This is a genomic window from Bacteroides mucinivorans (assembly GCF_034654355.2).
GTDB classification, from domain to species: Bacteria; Bacteroidota; Bacteroidia; order Bacteroidales; family Bacteroidaceae; genus Bacteroides; species Bacteroides nordii.
Genome location: NZ_CP178179.1, coordinates 3408884 through 3427046 on the forward strand (window position 1 = coordinate 3408884; position 18163 = coordinate 3427046).

Consider the following 18163-nt stretch of genomic DNA (forward strand, 5'->3'; position numbering starts at 1 on the left):
ATAGTAACTACAAATACACTATAATAATTATTATCAAAAAAAGATTGGCTTTCTTTTTGTTTTTTCAAATAAAGCTGTAATTTTGCACGCCGTAAACGAGTCCTGCCGCTATAGCTCAGTTGGTAGAGCAACGCATTCGTAACGCGTAGGTCGCCAGTTCAAGTCTGGCTAGCGGCTCTTGAACAAAACGCTGATTATCACACATTTAATCAGCGTTTTTCTTTTAAAAACAATGTTGCAATTTTAAAAAAAAGGCAAAAAACACCCGTGTACAAGTCATTTTGTTTGTCGATTTGTTTGTCTTTTAACTGTTAAAATTATGGCAACTTTACATCTTGTAATCCTTAAGACAAGGAAAAATTCAATTGGGAAATATCCCATATTTATTGCAGTGACTGAGAAAAGAGAAGTTCGTTATATTAAAACGAATTATCTAATTGATGAGTTTTACGAGTTTGATAATGGACTCGTCGTCTGTCGGAAAGATGCAAATACTCTAAATCAGCGACTAAAGTATGTACTTTCTGAATATCAAGAGAAACTTGATAGCATTTCAAATCCTCACATCTACAAGTGTTCGCAATTAGTTGAAATACTAAAAGGCAAACAGAAGCTAGATACTCCTGTTACTGTAAAAGAATACATGGATTTGCGTATAAAACGCTTTAAAAAAGAAGGTCGAGAAGGTTATGCGGACATGAACACATACACCTTAGATAAAATCTTGTCCATTTTAGGTGATATTACGCTTCAGAGCTTCTCTCCTGCTACGATTGATAAATTCATCATTGGCATGGCTAAACTAAGCAATGCGACAAAGCAAATGCGTCTATGCCATCTAAAGGCTTGTATTAATGAAGCTATCCGTGAAGGTGTAGTAAAATATGAGATACATCCGTTTGCATATACAAAAATGCCCAGGTCAGCAATTAAACAGGTTGATATAAGCATTGATGATTTTATTAAAATACGCAAGTTTACTCCCACTTATAAACGTCTTGAATTGGCTAAAGATCTATTTCTGCTCTCCTTTTATCTTGGCGGCATTAATCTTGTGGATATTATGAATATTGATTTTAGTGGGAATGAATTACATTTCATTAGGAAGAAAACAAGATATAGCGATCAAGAGCCTAAACCTATAACTTTTACAATGCCACAAGAGGTAAGAATTATTGTAAATAAATATATAACAAAAAATGGATTATTAGATTTTCAGTATAATTTTAGCTATAAAAATTTCCAATGTTACCTGAACAAGTGCTTAAAAATGCTAGCAACAGAAGTGGGGATAAAAACTGATTTTTGCTTTTATTCTGCTCGTAAGACGTTTGCTCAGTTTGCGTCCGATTTAGGAATACCGGACAATATTATCGACTATTGCCTTGGTCATTCAGACAAGACTCGTGGTGTTATTAGATATTATGTTAGAATAAAACAAAAGAAAGCAGATATTGCAATAAGGAGGGTCATTGACTATACAAATAATCCTGAAGATTTCAAAGATTACATTGAAATGCATTCCGATATTATGATGATGCGTTTATGAATATTATCGAGTGATCACAAACCATTCTGATCAACTATTCTAATACATACCCCAACTAAAAAAAAATAAAGGCTCTTTTTCTTTTTTTTAGTTGGGGATATCTATCATTTCTTTTTTTTCTTTTCTGCTTCTAATCTGCTATATTCGGAATATACCAGTTCAGCAATCTCTTTTTTAATTTGCCTGTAATTACTTTCGATTGTCTGTTTCATACATTCTTCACTTCCAAAATCTATAATAGTGGGTATATCAACATAGCTTTTTTCTTCCATCTTAACTTTCTCATTATCTACCACGATCTCAGCATGGAATACTTTTTGTTCAATTCTCTCGTCATAATTGTCGGCTACAGAACCAACAAATACACCTTGTGTGAGATTTGAAATTTTGGCAGCAGGTATCAGACTGTCCATTTGGGTGGATATGGAAGTAGATTTGTCAGTTCGGTTGATAGTCAGGCTCTGTCTTTTTTGTAGGACTTTCCCGAAACGTTCACTTAGGATCTTGGCAGTATCGCCTACTACCTGACCAGAAAACACATTACCAACTGTATTCTGAATTACTTTACTTTCGCCATCCCCATAATCACGTTTCAACTGTGAAAGATCTTGTGCGCTTAATAAAGATGCGACTTTATTACTTCGTGCTGTGGCTATCAGATTATCTAGTCCCCGAAAATAAATTGTCGGTAGCTCGTCAATAATAATAGAACTTTTAAGTTTTCCTTTCTTGTTTATTAGCTTAACAATGCGGCTATTATATAATCCGAGAGCTGCTGAATAGATATTTTGACGATCAGGATTATTACCCACACACAGAACTTTCGGTTCTTTAGGATTATTGAGATCCAGCGTAAAATCATCTCCTGTCATTACCCAATATAAAGTTGGGCTGATCATTCTGGACAATGGGATCTTAGCACTTGCAAGCTGTCCCTGCAACTGATCTTGTGCCTGCGACTCCCATGCATCCATAAATGGCGAGAGGTAGTTTTCAAGCTCTGGATATGACGTTAAAATAGGAAATATTTGTTCATAACTTTTATTCAGAAATTCAATCGTATGCGGAAATGTACAATACTTTCCATTTTCATAAATTTTGAGAAACCAAATAATTGCGGCAAGTAAAATTATCGGGGATTCTACAAAGAAGTCACCCTGTTTCTGAATCCATGTCTTATTGAGGTTAAGCATAATCGTATAACTAGCTTCATATGCGTCAGCGATATCAGTCATAAATGCAGGATTAATAGGATTACATCTATGACTATGGCTTGGATCATCAAAGTTTATCACATAAAAGACTGGTTTAACTTTATAACCTTCTGTGTGATTTAGTAAATGATTATAAGCGATTGTAGATAGATCCGGATACTTAAAATCATATATATACATGGCAAATCCTTTCTCTATTTGCGTTTTGATGAACTGATTTATGATCGCATAAGACTTACCAGAACCAGGTGTTCCTAAAACTAATACAGCTCTAAACGGATTAACTACATTAATCCAACCGTCCCATTGTTTTTTATCGTACCAAAAGCGTGTTGGCAGATTAACAGAATACTCATTTTCCATCAATTGAGTTTCCTGCATAAAAGATTCATTCTCTGTATTAAATGTATCTTCCATGATATTAACATTGATCAATCTGGAAATCCATATTGCAGCTGCAAATATTGCAGTATAACCGGCTCCTATTGTCCCGGCATATATGAATACTTGGTTTCTTGTCGTAAAACCTAACAACGAAGCAATGTCATTGAAAAAAAACAATAATATACCAACTCCTGCTGCAATGTATATCTGTTTCCACGATGCCGACTCGCTTTTTGTGCCTCGGACTCCTAAACAACTAAAGCCAAGCAAAAGCAAGCTTCCTAATTTCGTGTTTAACTCCTGTTCAAAAAGTCCTGTTTTTGAAAGATTAAAAATTACTTGTGAAACTATTTTATTAACAATTCCTTTCTGCAAGAACCATTCATAGCAGAAAACATAAACATTTAAAACTAAGAGGATAATGGATACGGCACGTAGCAAATCTATCACCTTACCCATTCCTCTTTGATCATCTTCTTGTCCCATATAATTTAATATTGATTAATTTACTATTGGATTTTTTGATTACGTTTTATCTTCTTTTTCTTACGTAACATCCTTTTATATGCTTCTTCTTCCGGATCAGACTCACTTCCACTTGGTAACAGTCCGGCAAAAACAGAATCTTCTAATTTCTGGAAATAATCTTCTTTTTCTTTAGTTGGAGAATTTTCCATGTCCAGTCCTTTATTCTCTAAAGGAAATGGTATAATATAGTCTAGATTTCCAAAGAATTCTTTCAGTGATTTTGCGCTAAATGCTTTGTCTACTTCAGAACCTTTTAGTATCCTATGGGTGTTATGATCCACAATGGTAACTCCAAATAATCCTCCTTCTTTCGTATCTCTTAAAATTAAATCCATTCCTCTTTTTCTTAACAGATCTGTGAATTGTGTTCGACTTCTTTCTTTGCACTGGTACATACATTGTACTATTACCTTTCGCATAAAGTCCCTATCTCTGTTCGATAACTGATTCTTCTTATTTTTCTCAAATCTCTTTTCCAGCTCCTTTCTGGAGTACTTCTTAGGAAAGAGCGATGATTTCAAAGACTTTCCAATCTTTTCTCCTTTCTCATTAGTTGCTGAATAGACAAGTCCCCGAATATTTTTACCGTCTTTATATCCATTCACTTCTGTAACTGTCATATTAAACAGTTCTAAGAGAGTTTTGTATTCGGTTATATTTCTAATATTATAGTTAGAAATGGCCGTATTTATGTTACCGGCTATTTGACTTTGAATGTCTCCTCTAGAATAATCAACTTTCATAGGGCGGCTTTGTTCTTTCATCTGTTGTTTGGTCGGAACGTGTAAACCATATTCTTTTTCAATATCTCTGCACGCTTTCATTGATCTTCTTTTTTCATAATCACTATTTATCTTCACTCCATCCAATCCAACACAAATCGTCACAATATGATAATGTATTCGGGCAATATCTTCGTGTTTATATAGAATATATGGCTGGTCAGCATATCCCATTTGATCAAGGTATTTTTCTGCAATTTCTATAGCCTGGTCATCTTCTATTGTATCTTTGGGATCAGGATTGAGCGATATATGAACCATTGGTTTTTCGGTACGTCTGTTGGCATCCAACCAATCTTCTAACGATTTCACACAGTTACTAACACTATGGTGATAATATTCATCATAGATAAACCTAGAGCTATTCAGTACGGTAGCTTCTCCATTGTCTACTTTGTTCTGATTGTACTCAAATACCCCATAAACACAGCTGCCATGACTTATTTTTGCAACCATTTTTTTTCTATTTTATTAGTTAATTCTATTATCTCATTATTTAAAGTCACTAACTCAATTGTGCTTTTTTCCAATTTGAAAAGAAAAGCAAGTGCCTTTTTTTCTTCAAATGTTGTATGCAATATCTTCACTACCTGATTATAGTTAATACCAATTTTGCGATATTGTGCCTGAATGTTATTCAGCAATTTCCAATATTCTTTCACTCCGGATTCTGTTTTCGTAATACGTATTTCTCTTTTAAAAATGGCTGCTTTTATATATTCGGTCCGGCTTTTGGCTTCTGCATTATATACCAGTCTATCAAGTTCAACCAATTCTTCAGGATTCAGTCTAAAGCCGACTCTGTTACCTTTGACGAGACTCTCGTCTTTTTTCTTTCTTCCTTTTTCTTTAGTTTTCATATTCATATATATTTAGTTTAAAATTGCGACTTGGGAGCAATTTCCCCACCTACGGTGGAATACAAATTGTCGTCGGACAATTTGATTTTCGCTCGACGAAAATACAACTCGCTATCTGCTGGAGCAGATAAAAATCTTTCACTCCGTTTCAGATTTTGCCATGCGGGATGCTCTCCCCTGCGGGTGGACTTCCCTAATCAAAAAAAGAGAAAAGACCCACTTACAAAGATATAGCCGTTTTTATCTGATAGTAATTTCTTCATGTCCTTCTTCGTCCCTGTATCCACACGCATAAAGGAAAAGCAGAATGATATTAAAATTCTATCAAAATGATACAGAATATCATATATGGTTACTTGTACAGATGGTTATTTGGTTACTTGTACAGATGGTTATTGGGCTACTTGTACAGATGGCTATTTGGCTACTTGTACAGATGGCTATTTGGCTACTTGTACAGATGGCTATTTGGCTACTTGTACAGATAGTTATTTGGCTACTTGTACAGATGGTTATTTGGCTACTTGTACAGATAGCTATTTGGTTACTTGTACAGATGGTTATTTGGCTACTTGTACAGATGGCTATTGGGCTACTTGTACAGATGGTTATTTGGCTACTTGTATAAATGGCTATTTATCATATCATAATGAAAGTAAACTGTAAGTCAGCAATTCAATATTTAAAGATTTAAGAACATCCTTTCACGTCCTCGCTTGCGCATAGGCTATTTTATAGCATAGTATTTTTCGTTTTATTTGCAGGAAAATAGAACTATTATGGAAGAAGTTGAAGATTATTTTATTGACGAAGAAAAAATCAAACTGAGTATTGCTGGCAATCGCCAGGCGAAAAATCAAACAACCTTAGATTCTGATATGAGTCATGAGATTAAGGACTCGCTGAATACACCGCCCCAAGCTAAAGTAAAAGAGAATAGTATAAAGACTCATTCTAAGAATAAGGGTAAACCAACCCTAAATTCATTATTCGAAGTCTCTGCTCGTAACGTCCGGACACGTTCTCGCATATCTATCCCGTCAGACATCTCATCCAAATTTAAGCAAGTTGCACTTTATATGGAACAGGCAGGGATGCCACATTCAGTTAATACATATATAAACAATGTGCTATTACAACACTTAAAGGAGTATGAAAATGAAATTAATCAATTGGAAAAAAAACAACTATAAGTTCATATGACAAAGGTTATACATGTACACTTGATATTTGAAAAGAAAAACCGCTTTTTCGGTAGCTTTGCTGCAATCTTTGATGAGTTCACAGAAGAACAAGTCGGAATTACCCTTAATACCTTACTGCATTCCGGCTTGGCAGACGGAAAAAGCATTCCAACAAAACGTGCTATCATAACTCAATCACACCTAATAAGAAAGCGAACGCCTAAAAAGGATAGAAAATAACAAGAATCTTCTATATAGTGAATATATGGAAGATTCTTGTTATTTTTATGTATTAGAACCTTTGCAAAACTTCTATATGATAATCATATGGAAGTTTTATCATTATATAAGATGATCTTCATTACCATCTCAAGAACTTGCCTGAATCCCAAACCTGTTTTATAATCTCTTATAAAACAAGCCCTCTATATTCATGAATTCCATCCATTTTCAATGTTTATGTTTTTTACAGCATGTCCTTTTGTGTCCCTCAAACACCCAAACAATGTCCTTTCTTATCCCTGCATGCGCATAGGGTATTGTTTTGCCACGAAAAAATATTGTCCTTTGCAACGTTCAATAAAATAAAAGGAATGAATAGACCTGTAAGAATGAGCTTTTGCTCTCAAAAAGGCGGAGTGGGAAAAACAGTTTTCACAATACTGTTTGCTAGTTATTTACACTATAAACAAGGTATGAATGTCGCTGTTTTAGACTGCGATTACCCACAACATAGTTTATTAAAACTTCGTGCCCGTGAAGTATCAAAGTTACAATCTATACAGACATATTCGAATTCATTTAAAAAGCAAATGGAGGCTTTAAAGAAGAAGCCCTATCCTGTTATAGGAAGTGATATAAATGTAGCAATTTCTGATTCAATAAATTTATGTTCAGATATGCCAGGGACCTATGATGTGATCTTCTTTGACTTTCCAGGTACTATTAATACTCCGGGTATATTGTCCGCATTGGCTGAGATGGATCACTTATTCATACCAATTGAAGCGGACCGGGTAGTTCTTGAAAGTGAAATAGAGTTTGCTCATCTGATGTCTGAATTATATCGTGACTTAGGAAAGTCATCAAAACTGCATCTATATTGGAATAGGATACAGCGTAGTGTCAAGACATTATTATATACAAGTTATGAAAAGGTTATTGAAGAAGTTGGTTTATCGGTATTGTCCGAGCGTATTCCAATGGCAGCAGCCTTTCAAAAAGAGATGGAACAGGAGAATGATCCGAAAATAATTTTTAGATCAACGCTCTTTCCCTTCTCACAAGCCGCCTTGCGTGGCACAAGTGTACCTATGGAGACATTTTTCAATGAAATTATTACAATAACTGAATTAAAAACTAAAAACAATGAGTAAAGGCAAATCGACTGGAGAAAAAAAAGAGTACAAAGCACGCTTTCTGAAAATAAGAGAAAGAAAGATTTCTGAAGAGAAGAAACCGATCAACCTGGTGTTGCCTGTACAGCTTATGCAAAGGATGCGGCAAATAAGTATTCTTGCAGGAATCAATAAATCCTGCGTCTCGCATATCGTCGCCAATATTTTAGAAGATCATATTCATGAATATGCTGACGTTATTCAGGAGCTATTTGAAGACGAAGGTATTACCCCTCGATAGTATCTGTAAAGCTATCCGTCAAGAAACGAACAAAAGACTTCCCCATCTAAAAGAAAAAGAAGATGAAAAAAATAAGAAAAAGAAGGATACTCCACTTAGAAGTATCATGGGAGTTTCTAAAACCGTAATAAAGCCGGTACAAAATATAATTGGAGAAAGTAAGACTAAGATTCCTGATGCGTCTGATTTTATTCAATCCAAAGAGTCGGATAACATGAAAGATTCAGAAGGAAGCAAGAGTATAACAATCTCATTAATGGACGAAGGAGAAATAGATCTTTCGGCTGAAGAAATACCACTGGAGTACAACATAACCAATTCTGAAGATACAGAGTCAGTAGCTACAGGAGTATCAATAGAGGATATAGAACGAATGAATAGAGTTGCTGATAATCCAGGGCTTTGTTCTCCAGAAGAATTTAAAAGTGTACAGAAAACGGTTGATAAACTTTTAGGCACAAAAATATTTGAAAGTCAGTCAGCCATTTTCTCAGCAAAGCTAGGAAAATTGCTTGATGAATGTACCGATGAAAATATTGGCAATAGATCAGGGGACACAGATCCGAATGAAATTGATAAATGGTTTAATAAATAAAATAGATAATGAAAAAACAAATGAAAAAATTATTGACTTTGTGTATTATGGTGTTGGCACAAGTCGAACTAGCAATGGCACAAGATGGCGGCAAAGCCGGCTTGGAAGAAGCAACAAGTATGATTACCGGATATTTTGATCCGGCAGTAAAACTGATCTATGCGATTGGTGCAATATGCGGGCTGATCGGTGGCGTTAAGATATATGGCAAGATACAAGGCGGAGATCCGGATGCCGGTAAATCAGCCGGTATGTGGTTTGGTGGATGTATCTTTCTGGTAGTGGTAGGTACAGTATTAAAATCATTCTTCCAGTAATGGCTGAATACCTGGTAAATAAAGGAGTAGATAAATCTATTGAGTTCTGGGGGCTGAAAGGTCAATACATCGTATTGGTAGCTTTAGGAGCTATTGGATTGTTCTTTTTATCTACTATTTTGCTGGCATTGAATACTTCGGTCTGGTTAGTCGTTTCCCTGATAGGAATCTGTGCATTTGCTTTAATCCGTGGTAGCCGATGGATGAATACTCATATGGGAGAGTCGGGTCTGACAAAACTTCAGGCTAGTTTCTCTCGCTATCATTTCCTATCGAACAGAAAAATAATAGCTCATATATTAAGTAAATAAAGATGTATAACGCTGGAAAAATAACGACTCTTGAAAGTGTATTTCCCCTACTTTCTGTTGAAGATAACTGTATAATATCCAAACAAGGAGATATTACGGTGGGGTTTAAGGTAACACTACCCGAAATATTCACGGTTGGAAGTATGGAATACGAGTCCATACATGCTTCATGGCTGAAAGCAGTACTCCTGCTTCCTGATTATACGATTGTGCATAAGCAGGATTGGATAATAAAAGAGAATTATGTTCCTAATGTGAACCAGGATGATCTTACTTTTTTGAGCAAATCTTTTGAATTGCATTTTAATGAGCGACCTTTTGTTCGTCATACATGTTATTTGTTCCTGACTAAAACATCCAGAGAGCAGATGCGCAGGCAAAGCTCATTCAATTCACTTGTAAAGGGAAATATTATTCCCAAGGAAATAAATGGTGAAACTAAAAAGCGTTTTCTGGAAACCGTCGGACAATTCCAGAGTATAGTTAACGAAAGTGGTTTTATAGGACTGGAACTCATCCATAATGATGAGTATATATGTGAAGACGGCATCCTGCAAAAGCATTTCTCTTTATGTAAAACAGACATATTACAAGATTTTATACTCAAAGACAATAAGATGTTTATTGGGGATAATGAATTATGCCTGCATACTTTGTCCAACCTTGATGACCTACCTCCAAGCGTAAAGACAGAATCAAGGTTTGCCAAGTTAAGTACAGACCGCAATGATTGTATGCTTTCATATTCCAGTCCGTTAACGGTTTTACTTACTTATAATCATATGTATAACCAATACATATTTATAGAAAAAAGTGAAAACATAAAGAAGATGCTGGAAACTAAAGCCAAACATATGTTTAGCTTTCATCGTTTTTCACGTGCCAACTCTATAAACAGTGATTTAGTCAATGATTACCTTAATGCGGCAGAGAATTTCAAGCTCACCCCGTGCTATGCTCATTTCAATGTGATCAGCTGGAGCAATAATTCCGGAGAATTGGATAAAATAAAGAACGAAGTAGGAAGTCAGATTTCATTAATGGACTGCAAGCCAAGATATAATACAATTGATGTGCCGACCCTTTTCTTTGCTGCGTGTCCGGGGGCTGAAGGAGACTTCCCAAGTGAGGAAAGGTTTCTTACATTTCCGGAGCATGCATTATGCTTCTTTTCCGGAGAAACATCCTATTTAAGCTCACCGTCTCCCTTTGGGTTTAAATTGGTCGATCCGCTAACGGCTAAACCAGTCCATGTGGATATTTCTGATTATCCTAGGGAAAAAGGAATAATTTCCAACCGTAACAAGTTCGTGTTGGGTCCTTCCGGGAGTGGAAAATCCTTCTTTATGAATTATATAATCCGGCAATACTACGATCAGCAGGCACACATCGTTCTGGTGGATATGGGTAATAGTTATCAGGGAATTTCCAATCTGATACAAGCTCAGACAAAAGGAAAAGATGGCGTGTATTTCACCTATAAAGAAGATGCGCCTATTTCTTTTAATCCTTTTTATACAGATGATGGATTTTATTCAGAGGATAAAAAAGAGACTTTGAAAACAATTATCCTACAACTGTGGAAGAGAGGGAAAGAGGCTGATGTATCTGAAGATACTACGATCTCATCTGCTTTAGCGAAATACATAGAATGTGTAAAATCCGGAAAGTATATTCCTTCTTTTAATACTTTCTATGAATTTATGAGGGATGATTACGGAAAAAATGAATTAAAAAGTGTCCGTGAAAAAGAATTTGACCTGGAAAACTTTCTTTATGTTCTTCTCCCATATTACAAAGGCGGGCAATATGATTATCTGCTGAATTCAAATATGGAACTTGATCTACTGCATAAGCGATTCATAGTCTTTGAAATTGATGCCGTGAAAGAAAATAAGGTACTATTTCCAATCGTAACACTGGTCATCATGGAGGCATATTTGAATAAAGTGAGAAGATTAGATGGAATCCGGAAAGTGTTATTGCTGGAAGAAGCCTGGAAAGCTATCGCTAGTGAAAGTATGGCTACGTATGTACACTATCTGTTTAAAACAGTCAGAAAACAGTTCGGAGAAATAATTGTAGTTTCACAGGAACTAGATGACTTGATATCCTCTCCGATTGTCAAAAAGACTATCATCGCTAACAGTGATTGCAAAATTTTACTGGATCAAAGTAAAAACCTTAATAAGTTTGATGAAATCCAGGATGTTTTTGGACTTACTGATAAAGAAAAGGCTCAGATATATACTGTCGGAAGATCATTGGACCCTGCACGTAAATATCGTCAGATCTGGATTGGATTGGGCAATGGCAATCATTCAAAAGTGTATGATGTAGAAGTCAGTGAAGAAGAATATCTGGCGTATACAACAGAACAAAGTGAAAAGGTCGAACTGTACGATATAGTAAAAAGAAACGGTGGAGATCTTGAAAGTGCTATAAAGCAAATAGCTCATAATAAAAAAAAGAACTGAGTCAGTAATTTTTAAATTCAAACGATATGAGAAACTTAAAGAAATGGATGTTATTAGCATTGTTTTGTACTGTTCATTTCAGTACTTACGCACAATGGGCGGTCATTGATCCGAGTAATTTGGCACAGGGTATTATTAACATGGGAAATAATATCTCCGCTGTATCGAAAACAACAGGAGAAACCCTAAAAGTGTTTCAACAGGCACAAGCCTTATACCAGGAGAACAAAAAGTATTACGATGCTCTGTTAACAGCAAAGGATTTCATTAAACAAACCAAAAAGGTAGGAAGAAGTATTCAGATGGTGAGTGACATGTCTGAAATGTTCATAAAGGATTTTACTAAATTCACCTCTGATCCGCGTCTTTCAGCACGAGATATCGATACTTATATGAGGCGGTATAACAGGAGCATTCGCCTGGCGACTGAAGAACTGAAGGAACTTACTAAAATTGTAGGAAACGGATTATCTATGTCTGACAAAGAACGGATGGACAGAATAGATCACTATTATTCAAACATCTATAGTTCCTATTCTGATTTGAAACTCAGCCAATTGGAAATGAGCATGCTTGCTGAAAATGCAGAGCGAAAAAGCAAACAAAAAAAAATGTTGAAAGAATTTAGCGGTAGGCAATGGTAACAGCATTAACAATTCTATTCGACACAGATGTGTTGACTAAATTAAAGGAGCAAATGCTTCCTTTATGTGACGATATGGGAAAATTGGCTATGGCTATAGCTCTCTTAGGAGTATTATGGTCAATTACGTCCAAAATCCTAACCTCTATGGCACAAGCCGAACCTATTGACTATGTAGCATTCCTTAAGCCTTTGGCAATCGCACTTTGTATAAGCCTCTTTACTCCACTGGTGATTGGGATATTGGATGGAGTAATGAATCCCGTCAGTACAGTTGCTTCTAATATTGCAAAAAGCCAGATTGAAACAACAAAAGAATTGCAGCAGATTGTAGATAAGCGCATAGAAGAAAAGCCATTGACAAAGGAGGAAGTTCTGTTTTACATGGAGCAGGCAAGTCCTAAAGGAGTTTTTGACGAAGAGAATAAGCCTACACCAGAAGAGCAGGAAATGCAGATGCAGACTTTAGCTAAAGCAAAAAAAGCATCGTTTACGACAGTTATAATGTCCTATATAACAGATATTCTGTCTTTTCTCTTGCAATGGCTGGTTGAAGCTGTAAGTATGGGCCTTGCCGTAATCAGTACTTTTTTTCTGATAATATTAGCAATATTCGGACCATTGGCTTTTGCTGCGGGTTGTTTTCCTGCGTTTGAAAATTCGATTTCAGCATGGTTGGCACGATATCTGAGCATTTCTTTGTGGGTCCCCATAACTGACTTATTCAGTGCTATGATGTCCCGTGTTCAGTTAATCTCCCTGCAAGGACAAATGGCTTCTCTGGAAGAAGGAGTCGGACTAGAAGGAGTGCTTCATATTTTGATATCTATAGTTGCTGTTTATGGATTATTATCCATACCTACAATTGCTGGCTGGATTGTACAAAGTGGCGGTACGGGATCATATTCACGTAACATGACTAATCATGCAGGAAAAGTTGGCGGTGTCGGAGCTGCGGCGATAGGTGCTCAGGCGGGAAACGCTGGTACCAGCTTTAAGAAAGCAAGTGATGCCGCATCAGCAAGCGGTATGATTAACCGTTCATTTAAAAAGTAAGGAAAATGAATTTTAAATCATTAGAGAATATAGAAAGCAGTTTTCAGCGAATCCGGATGTTCATGCTGGTATTTTGTGTCATGTGTACACTGCTGACCGGATTTGCCATCTGGAAAGCGTTTGATTATGCAGAGGAGCAACGTTCTAAAATATATGTGTTGGACCAGGGTAAATCCCTGATGCTGGCGTTATCTCAGGATATGGCACAGAACAGGCCGGTTGAAGCACGGGAACATGTAAGACGGTTCCATGAGTTGATGTTCACTCTATCTCCTGATAAATCAGCAATTGTGTCAAATGTGGACAGGGCATTACAGCTCTCGGATAAAAGTGCATATCGGTATTATAGCGATATGATGGAGAAAGGATACTATAACCGCTTGATTGCAGCTAACGCCTCTCAGATCCTTGAAATTGACAGTATAAAGTGCGATTTCAACCACTACCCTTACGCAGTACAAACTTTTGCAAGGCAGTTGATTATCAGAGAAAGCAATGTAACGGAGCGGACACTAATAACAACCTGCCAATTAAGAAACTCTGTGCGTAGTGATAATTCACCACACGGCTTTATCATAGAGAAATTCACTGTAATAGAAAACAAAAACATACGAGAATATGACAGAGGATAATTCCCCAACTAAAAAGGAAATAGAACAAGTTGAGCATAAAGAAGGCTACAACTTAAAAATAAGGAGAAAGATAGATAATATTAAAGAAGAATACAAACGCCTGGTATTAGGCTTAATCCTACTTATATTTTTGGTCTATGCTATCTATCTACTATTTAGTTCGATCTACCATATTACCGATATGGATTCCGGAGTAATTAATGAGAGTGTTAATAATGTGTATAACAATATTTCTAAATAACAGGACTTATGAAGAAGGAACAAAAAGAAAAGATGATCGTGTACAGTGTAGCTGTCATAATCTTTGCAGTTATCTTGTATTTTATCTTCGCACCGTCTTCGGATCAAAAAGACGATGCAGGAAGCTTTAAAACAGACTTACCGGACGGAACGAGCAAACCTATTGTTGATTCCAAGCGAATGGCATATTCTAAGCATGACAACAAAAATAATACGATACGAAGTTTTAATGAGATGTATGATCTCACTTCTGACACAATACGGGAAACCAGCCGAAAGCCATCTGCGGTTGAAGAAGATATATTCCGGGATGTGAAGAATGCAGATAACCAGGTTAGGGATATTTATGCAGCAATGTCAGCTGACGAAGAATATAATAATTTGGTAAAAGAGAAACAGGAACTGGAAAAGAAAGTGGCTAAAATGGAATACCAGCAACGTGAAGCGGAAGTGCGTATGCAACAAGAACAGGCTACACAAATGATTGAGCAGGCGAAACTCAAGAATAGACAAGAAAAAGAAACTGCTCCGGTGAAACTTAAAGATGATTTCTTCAGTGATGATGCAAAGCATGTATCCGCTTTAACAGAGAATGCAGTTTCTACTTTATCAGATGAAGATCCTAAATCAGAAAAAGAATACCAACACGGTTTCAATACCCCTGTCGGTGTTGGATATGAAATGGGAGCAAATACTATAAGGGCTTGTATTCATCAGGAACAAACGTTAGTGGATGGCCAAAGGGTGAAACTGAGGTTATTGGAATCTTTGCGTGCCGGTTCTGTGGTACTTCCTCCCGGACATGTTATTTCAGGAGTAGCAAAATTACAAAAGGACAGACTGGATATTCTTATCAATAGTCTGGAATATGGAGGTAGCATCATTCCGGTAGCAATGACAGTATATGATACAGACGGTTCGGCTGGGATCTATTGCCCGGGCAGTGAAGAATTAAATGCTGCTAAAGAAATTACGGCAAATGCGGGAAGTTCTTTGGGATCATCTATATCTTTCGCAACATCAGCCGGGCAACAAATAGCAATGGATGTTACACGTGGGCTCATCTCCGGAGGCAGTCAGTATCTTTCAAAAAAAATGCGTGTTGTGAAAGTTACTCTTAAAGAAAATTATCAAGTATTGTTGTTACCTAAAAAGAAATAAGTCATGAACAAAAAAATTAGTTTATTATCAATGATGCTGCTCATCGCATCTTTCTGTTTTGCTAAAACCTTAGAGACTATACCCTATCAGGTGGAAGTCGGATTCATAAAAACGATCCATATCTCTTTCCCTTCAAAAGTCACATATGTTGATTTAGGATCTAATTATATAATAGCGGGAAAAGCTGACGGAGCTGAAAACGTACTCCGTGTAAAGGCTGCTGTACGTGGATTTAGTGAACAGACGAACTTTAGTGTAATTTGTGAAGATGGTAGCTTTTGGTTATTTCAGGCAAACTACAAGGAACAGCCTGCACAACAATATTATGAAATGAAGTCAATGCATTCTCTGTTGGCTAAGGACAGACCAACAAATATACAGGACATCAAATTATCAGAGATCAACGGAGAATCACCGGTAATGCTTGATTTAATAATGAGATCCCTTTATAAAGAAAATAAGAGGGAAGTTAAAAATATCGGCCAGCGAAATGGAAGAATTGAGGCTACCATTAAAGGCGTGTATGTGCATAATGACATCATCTACTTTCATTTGAATTTGAAAAACAAGTCAAATGTGAGTTACGATATTGACTATATGAAATTCTACATAGCAGACCGGAAAAGTTTCAGAAAGCAGGCAAGTCAGGAATTGCCACTTTATGTTGTTCGTGAATTTAATGGAAGCGTACTGGCTAAAATCATCGTTGATAAACAGTATCATACTATTATAGCATTCAATAAATTTACAATATCTGCCGATAAGAAAATGGTAGTGTCCATTGCGGAAAAGAACGGTGGACGACATCTGAATTTCGACATCCTGCCATCCGACATCATCAATGCTAAACCAATCAAAAAAGTGATCTTATGAAAAGTAGAAAAAGAAGTTTAGTTACGGCTATTATAGCTATTTGCTGCTTGCTATTGTCACAGGAGGAAATATGCGCACAACGCTATCTTCCAGGACAAAAGGCGATACAAGTAACGGGAGGTGTAACAGATGGTGATTGGACCTTTGCGGGGTATCATGCAGGCATTGCCTATTCAAAATATACCCGAAGTGGAAATAGATGGCTTTTTGGAGCTGAGTTTTTAAATTCTGAAAGCGAGATAAATAATTTTCAACTTCCGGTCAGTCAGATGACAGGTGAAGGTGGATATTACATTAACTTTCTCTCAGATAGAAGAAAGAATTTCTTTTTCTCATTAGGATTCTCTGCTTTAGCAGGGTATGAAACAATAAATTGGGGAAGTAAAACTCTATCTGACGGCTCTCTTATAACAAATCGTGACCGATTTATCTATGGTGGAGCGATTAGTTTTGAGATAGAGGCATATCTGACGGACCGTATTGCAATTCTCCTGAATGTCAGGGAACGTTCTCTATGGGGGTCTGATGTCGGGACCTTTCATAATCAAATAGGCATTGGACTTAAATATGTACTAAAATAGTAATACATTAATTCATTATTTAAAGAATTAATTATTGCGGTAAATAATTTATTAATTATTAAGCTCAGAAGACAATGAAAACAATTAAGAAACAAATACTTAAAAACATAGTCCATGCTAATATGCTTATATTATCCCTATGTTTGTTAGTCTCATGCAACGAGGATGTCACTATTAAACAAGATTTTGACTACAACATCAGAATACAAAAATACAGAACTGATGTAAAAGTTGGCGTACCAGTAAATCTTGTGTTCTTTATTGATAGTGAAGGAAATTATAGTGATACACATTATAAAGTCAACTACTTTCTGAGAAAAGGCACTGGCCAGTTACGTAGTGACGACAATACTCCTTTAATTGATAATATTTTGTATGAAATTCAAAGTGGCACATTACGGATCAACTACACTCCATCTGAAAAAGGAGAACATGTTATTGAGATTGAATTTGCTGACAATTTCAACCAAAAGAAGGAGATTATTATAAAGTTGAGTGCCGACTAAAATACAGCATTAAATTATAGAATTTTACTATTAGACACTTTTGAAATAGAAGTGTCTAGGGGACTGCTACATCAAAAAAACAAAAAAAATGAAGAAAATAGCGTTATTTATATTTATTTCCCTGACAATGTTACTGAATGCAAATGCTCAATTTTATTCAGTAAAAACCAATCTGTTAGGGTTGGCGATGACTAATCTTAATGTCGAAGCCGGGATTTCCGTTCACCGTAACTGGTCCCTTCATTTGCCTGTAAACTACAATCCTTGGGTATTCTCCAGAAACAAGCGTTTCCAGAACATAACAGTTGAACCAGGTGCACGGTATTGGTTCCTTGAATCATTCTCGCAAGGATTTATCGGTTTCCAATCAATCTATTCACGTTTCCATGTGGGAGGTACAAAATACCGTTACGACGGCTATGGATTCGGAGTGGGGCTTTCGTATGGATATAGCAAAATACTTAATAAAAGATGGAACTTAGAGTTTGAAGCCGGATTGGGAGTCTTGTGGTCAGATTACACAAAATACTTGTGTAAGACATGTGGCGCACCACAAGGGAATGAAAAGAAAATTTATTTGATTCCCAGCAAGGCAAGTATTTCCTTAGTCTATCTCTTCTGATCAATATTGA

22 protein-coding genes and 1 tRNA gene are annotated in these 18163 nt (G+C 36.3%); 20 read left to right on the plus strand and 3 right to left on the minus strand.

What is annotated here, in order from left to right:
• The first annotated feature begins 104 nt into the window (after positions 1-104).
• Positions 105-177 (plus strand) — tRNA-Thr (locus VCM39_RS13030).
• Between the two features lie 142 nt (positions 178-319).
• Positions 320-1549 (plus strand): phage integrase SAM-like domain-containing protein, encoded by a 1230-nt coding sequence (locus VCM39_RS13035; protein ID WP_322932505.1) that lies wholly within the window; start codon positions 320-322, stop codon positions 1547-1549.
• Positions 1550-1653: 104 nt separating this feature from the next.
• Here VCM39_RS13035 and mobC read toward each other — a convergent pair whose 3' ends face one another.
• The 3 genes from mobC to VCM39_RS13050 are packed head-to-tail and all read right to left on the minus strand — an operon-like array spanning position 1654 to position 5317.
• The gene (gene mobC / locus VCM39_RS13040; protein ID WP_322932504.1) at positions 1654-3633 is read right to left on the minus strand and encodes a conjugal transfer protein MobC; all 1980 of its coding nucleotides are present in this window, start codon (positions 3631-3633) and stop codon (positions 1654-1656) included.
• Between the two features lie 23 nt (positions 3634-3656).
• A complete protein-coding gene (mobB, locus tag VCM39_RS13045) occupies positions 3657-4913 on the minus strand; it encodes a conjugal transfer protein MobB (protein WP_322932503.1) in 1257 nt (418 codons plus the stop codon).
• Entirely contained in the window at positions 4898-5317 is a 420-nt protein-coding gene (locus VCM39_RS13050) for a hypothetical protein (RefSeq protein WP_322932502.1), read from the minus strand. The genes mobB and VCM39_RS13050 overlap by 16 nt, the downstream gene beginning before the upstream one ends.
• 348 nt (positions 5318-5665) lie before the next feature.
• Here VCM39_RS13050 and VCM39_RS13055 point away from each other — a divergent pair, with 348 nt between their 5' ends.
• The 18 genes from VCM39_RS13055 (at position 5666) to VCM39_RS13140 (ending at position 18153) form a co-directional block, all read left to right on the plus strand.
• Positions 5666-5983: a hypothetical protein gene (locus VCM39_RS13055; RefSeq protein WP_322932501.1), complete on the plus strand. Its 318-nt coding sequence runs from the start codon at positions 5666-5668 to the stop codon at positions 5981-5983.
• A 113-nt stretch (positions 5984-6096) separates the two neighbouring features.
• Positions 6097-6510 carry a DUF3408 domain-containing protein gene (locus VCM39_RS13060; RefSeq protein ID WP_322932500.1) on the plus strand — a complete coding sequence of 138 codons (414 nt, stop codon included), beginning with the start codon at positions 6097-6099 and terminating at the stop codon, positions 6508-6510.
• A gap of 6 nt (positions 6511-6516) precedes the next feature.
• Positions 6517-6741, plus strand: coding sequence for a hypothetical protein (locus VCM39_RS13065; RefSeq protein ID WP_130062051.1), 225 nt, complete (start codon positions 6517-6519; stop codon positions 6739-6741).
• 353 nt (positions 6742-7094) lie between these two features.
• Positions 7095-7877 carry a ParA family protein gene (locus tag VCM39_RS13070; RefSeq protein WP_322932499.1) on the plus strand — a complete coding sequence of 261 codons (783 nt, stop codon included), beginning with the start codon at positions 7095-7097 and terminating at the stop codon, positions 7875-7877.
• Complete coding sequence (locus VCM39_RS13075; protein WP_322932498.1) at positions 7870-8139, plus strand: DUF3408 domain-containing protein; 270 nt, start codon at positions 7870-7872, stop codon at positions 8137-8139. The genes VCM39_RS13070 and VCM39_RS13075 overlap by 8 nt, the downstream gene beginning before the upstream one ends.
• On the plus strand, positions 8111-8734 hold the full coding sequence (locus VCM39_RS13080; RefSeq protein ID WP_322932497.1) for a hypothetical protein: 624 nt from the start codon (positions 8111-8113) through the stop codon (positions 8732-8734). The genes VCM39_RS13075 and VCM39_RS13080 overlap by 29 nt, the downstream gene beginning before the upstream one ends.
• 20 nt (positions 8735-8754) lie before the next feature.
• Complete coding sequence (locus VCM39_RS13085; protein WP_322932496.1) at positions 8755-9051, plus strand: DUF4134 domain-containing protein; 297 nt, start codon at positions 8755-8757, stop codon at positions 9049-9051.
• Positions 9051-9362, plus strand: a complete 312-nt coding sequence (locus VCM39_RS13090) for a DUF4133 domain-containing protein (protein WP_322932495.1) — start codon at positions 9051-9053, stop codon at positions 9360-9362. Before VCM39_RS13085 ends, VCM39_RS13090 begins: the two co-directional genes overlap by 1 nt.
• 2 nt (positions 9363-9364) lie before the next feature.
• The gene (locus tag VCM39_RS13095; RefSeq protein WP_322932494.1) at positions 9365-11839 is read left to right on the plus strand and encodes a TraG family conjugative transposon ATPase; all 2475 of its coding nucleotides are present in this window, start codon (positions 9365-9367) and stop codon (positions 11837-11839) included.
• Positions 11840-11865: 26 nt separating this feature from the next.
• The gene (locus tag VCM39_RS13100) at positions 11866-12483 is read left to right on the plus strand and encodes a DUF4141 domain-containing protein (RefSeq protein WP_322932493.1); all 618 of its coding nucleotides are present in this window, start codon (positions 11866-11868) and stop codon (positions 12481-12483) included.
• Positions 12477-13538 (plus strand): hypothetical protein, encoded by a 1062-nt coding sequence (locus VCM39_RS13105; RefSeq protein ID WP_322932492.1) that lies wholly within the window; start codon positions 12477-12479, stop codon positions 13536-13538. Before VCM39_RS13100 ends, VCM39_RS13105 begins: the two co-directional genes overlap by 7 nt.
• A gap of 5 nt (positions 13539-13543) precedes the next feature.
• Positions 13544-14170, plus strand: a complete 627-nt coding sequence (gene traK, locus VCM39_RS13110; protein WP_130062042.1) for a conjugative transposon protein TraK — start codon at positions 13544-13546, stop codon at positions 14168-14170.
• Positions 14157-14411 carry a hypothetical protein gene (locus tag VCM39_RS13115; protein ID WP_322932491.1) on the plus strand — a complete coding sequence of 85 codons (255 nt, stop codon included), beginning with the start codon at positions 14157-14159 and terminating at the stop codon, positions 14409-14411. The genes traK and VCM39_RS13115 overlap by 14 nt, the downstream gene beginning before the upstream one ends.
• Before the next feature lie 8 nt (positions 14412-14419).
• Complete coding sequence (gene traM, locus VCM39_RS13120; RefSeq protein ID WP_322932490.1) at positions 14420-15571, plus strand: conjugative transposon protein TraM; 1152 nt, start codon at positions 14420-14422, stop codon at positions 15569-15571.
• Positions 15572-15574: 3 nt separating this feature from the next.
• Positions 15575-16444: a conjugative transposon protein TraN gene (gene traN, locus VCM39_RS13125; RefSeq protein WP_322932489.1), complete on the plus strand. Its 870-nt coding sequence runs from the start codon at positions 15575-15577 to the stop codon at positions 16442-16444.
• Positions 16441-17025 carry a conjugal transfer protein TraO gene (locus VCM39_RS13130; protein ID WP_322932488.1) on the plus strand — a complete coding sequence of 195 codons (585 nt, stop codon included), beginning with the start codon at positions 16441-16443 and terminating at the stop codon, positions 17023-17025. Before traN ends, VCM39_RS13130 begins: the two co-directional genes overlap by 4 nt.
• 74 nt (positions 17026-17099) lie before the next feature.
• Positions 17100-17531 carry a TraQ conjugal transfer family protein gene (locus VCM39_RS13135; protein ID WP_322932487.1) on the plus strand — a complete coding sequence of 144 codons (432 nt, stop codon included), beginning with the start codon at positions 17100-17102 and terminating at the stop codon, positions 17529-17531.
• Between the two features lie 88 nt (positions 17532-17619).
• Positions 17620-18153, plus strand: a complete 534-nt coding sequence (locus VCM39_RS13140) for a DUF3575 domain-containing protein (RefSeq protein WP_322932486.1) — start codon at positions 17620-17622, stop codon at positions 18151-18153.
• The last annotated feature ends 10 nt before the right edge of the window (positions 18154-18163 follow it).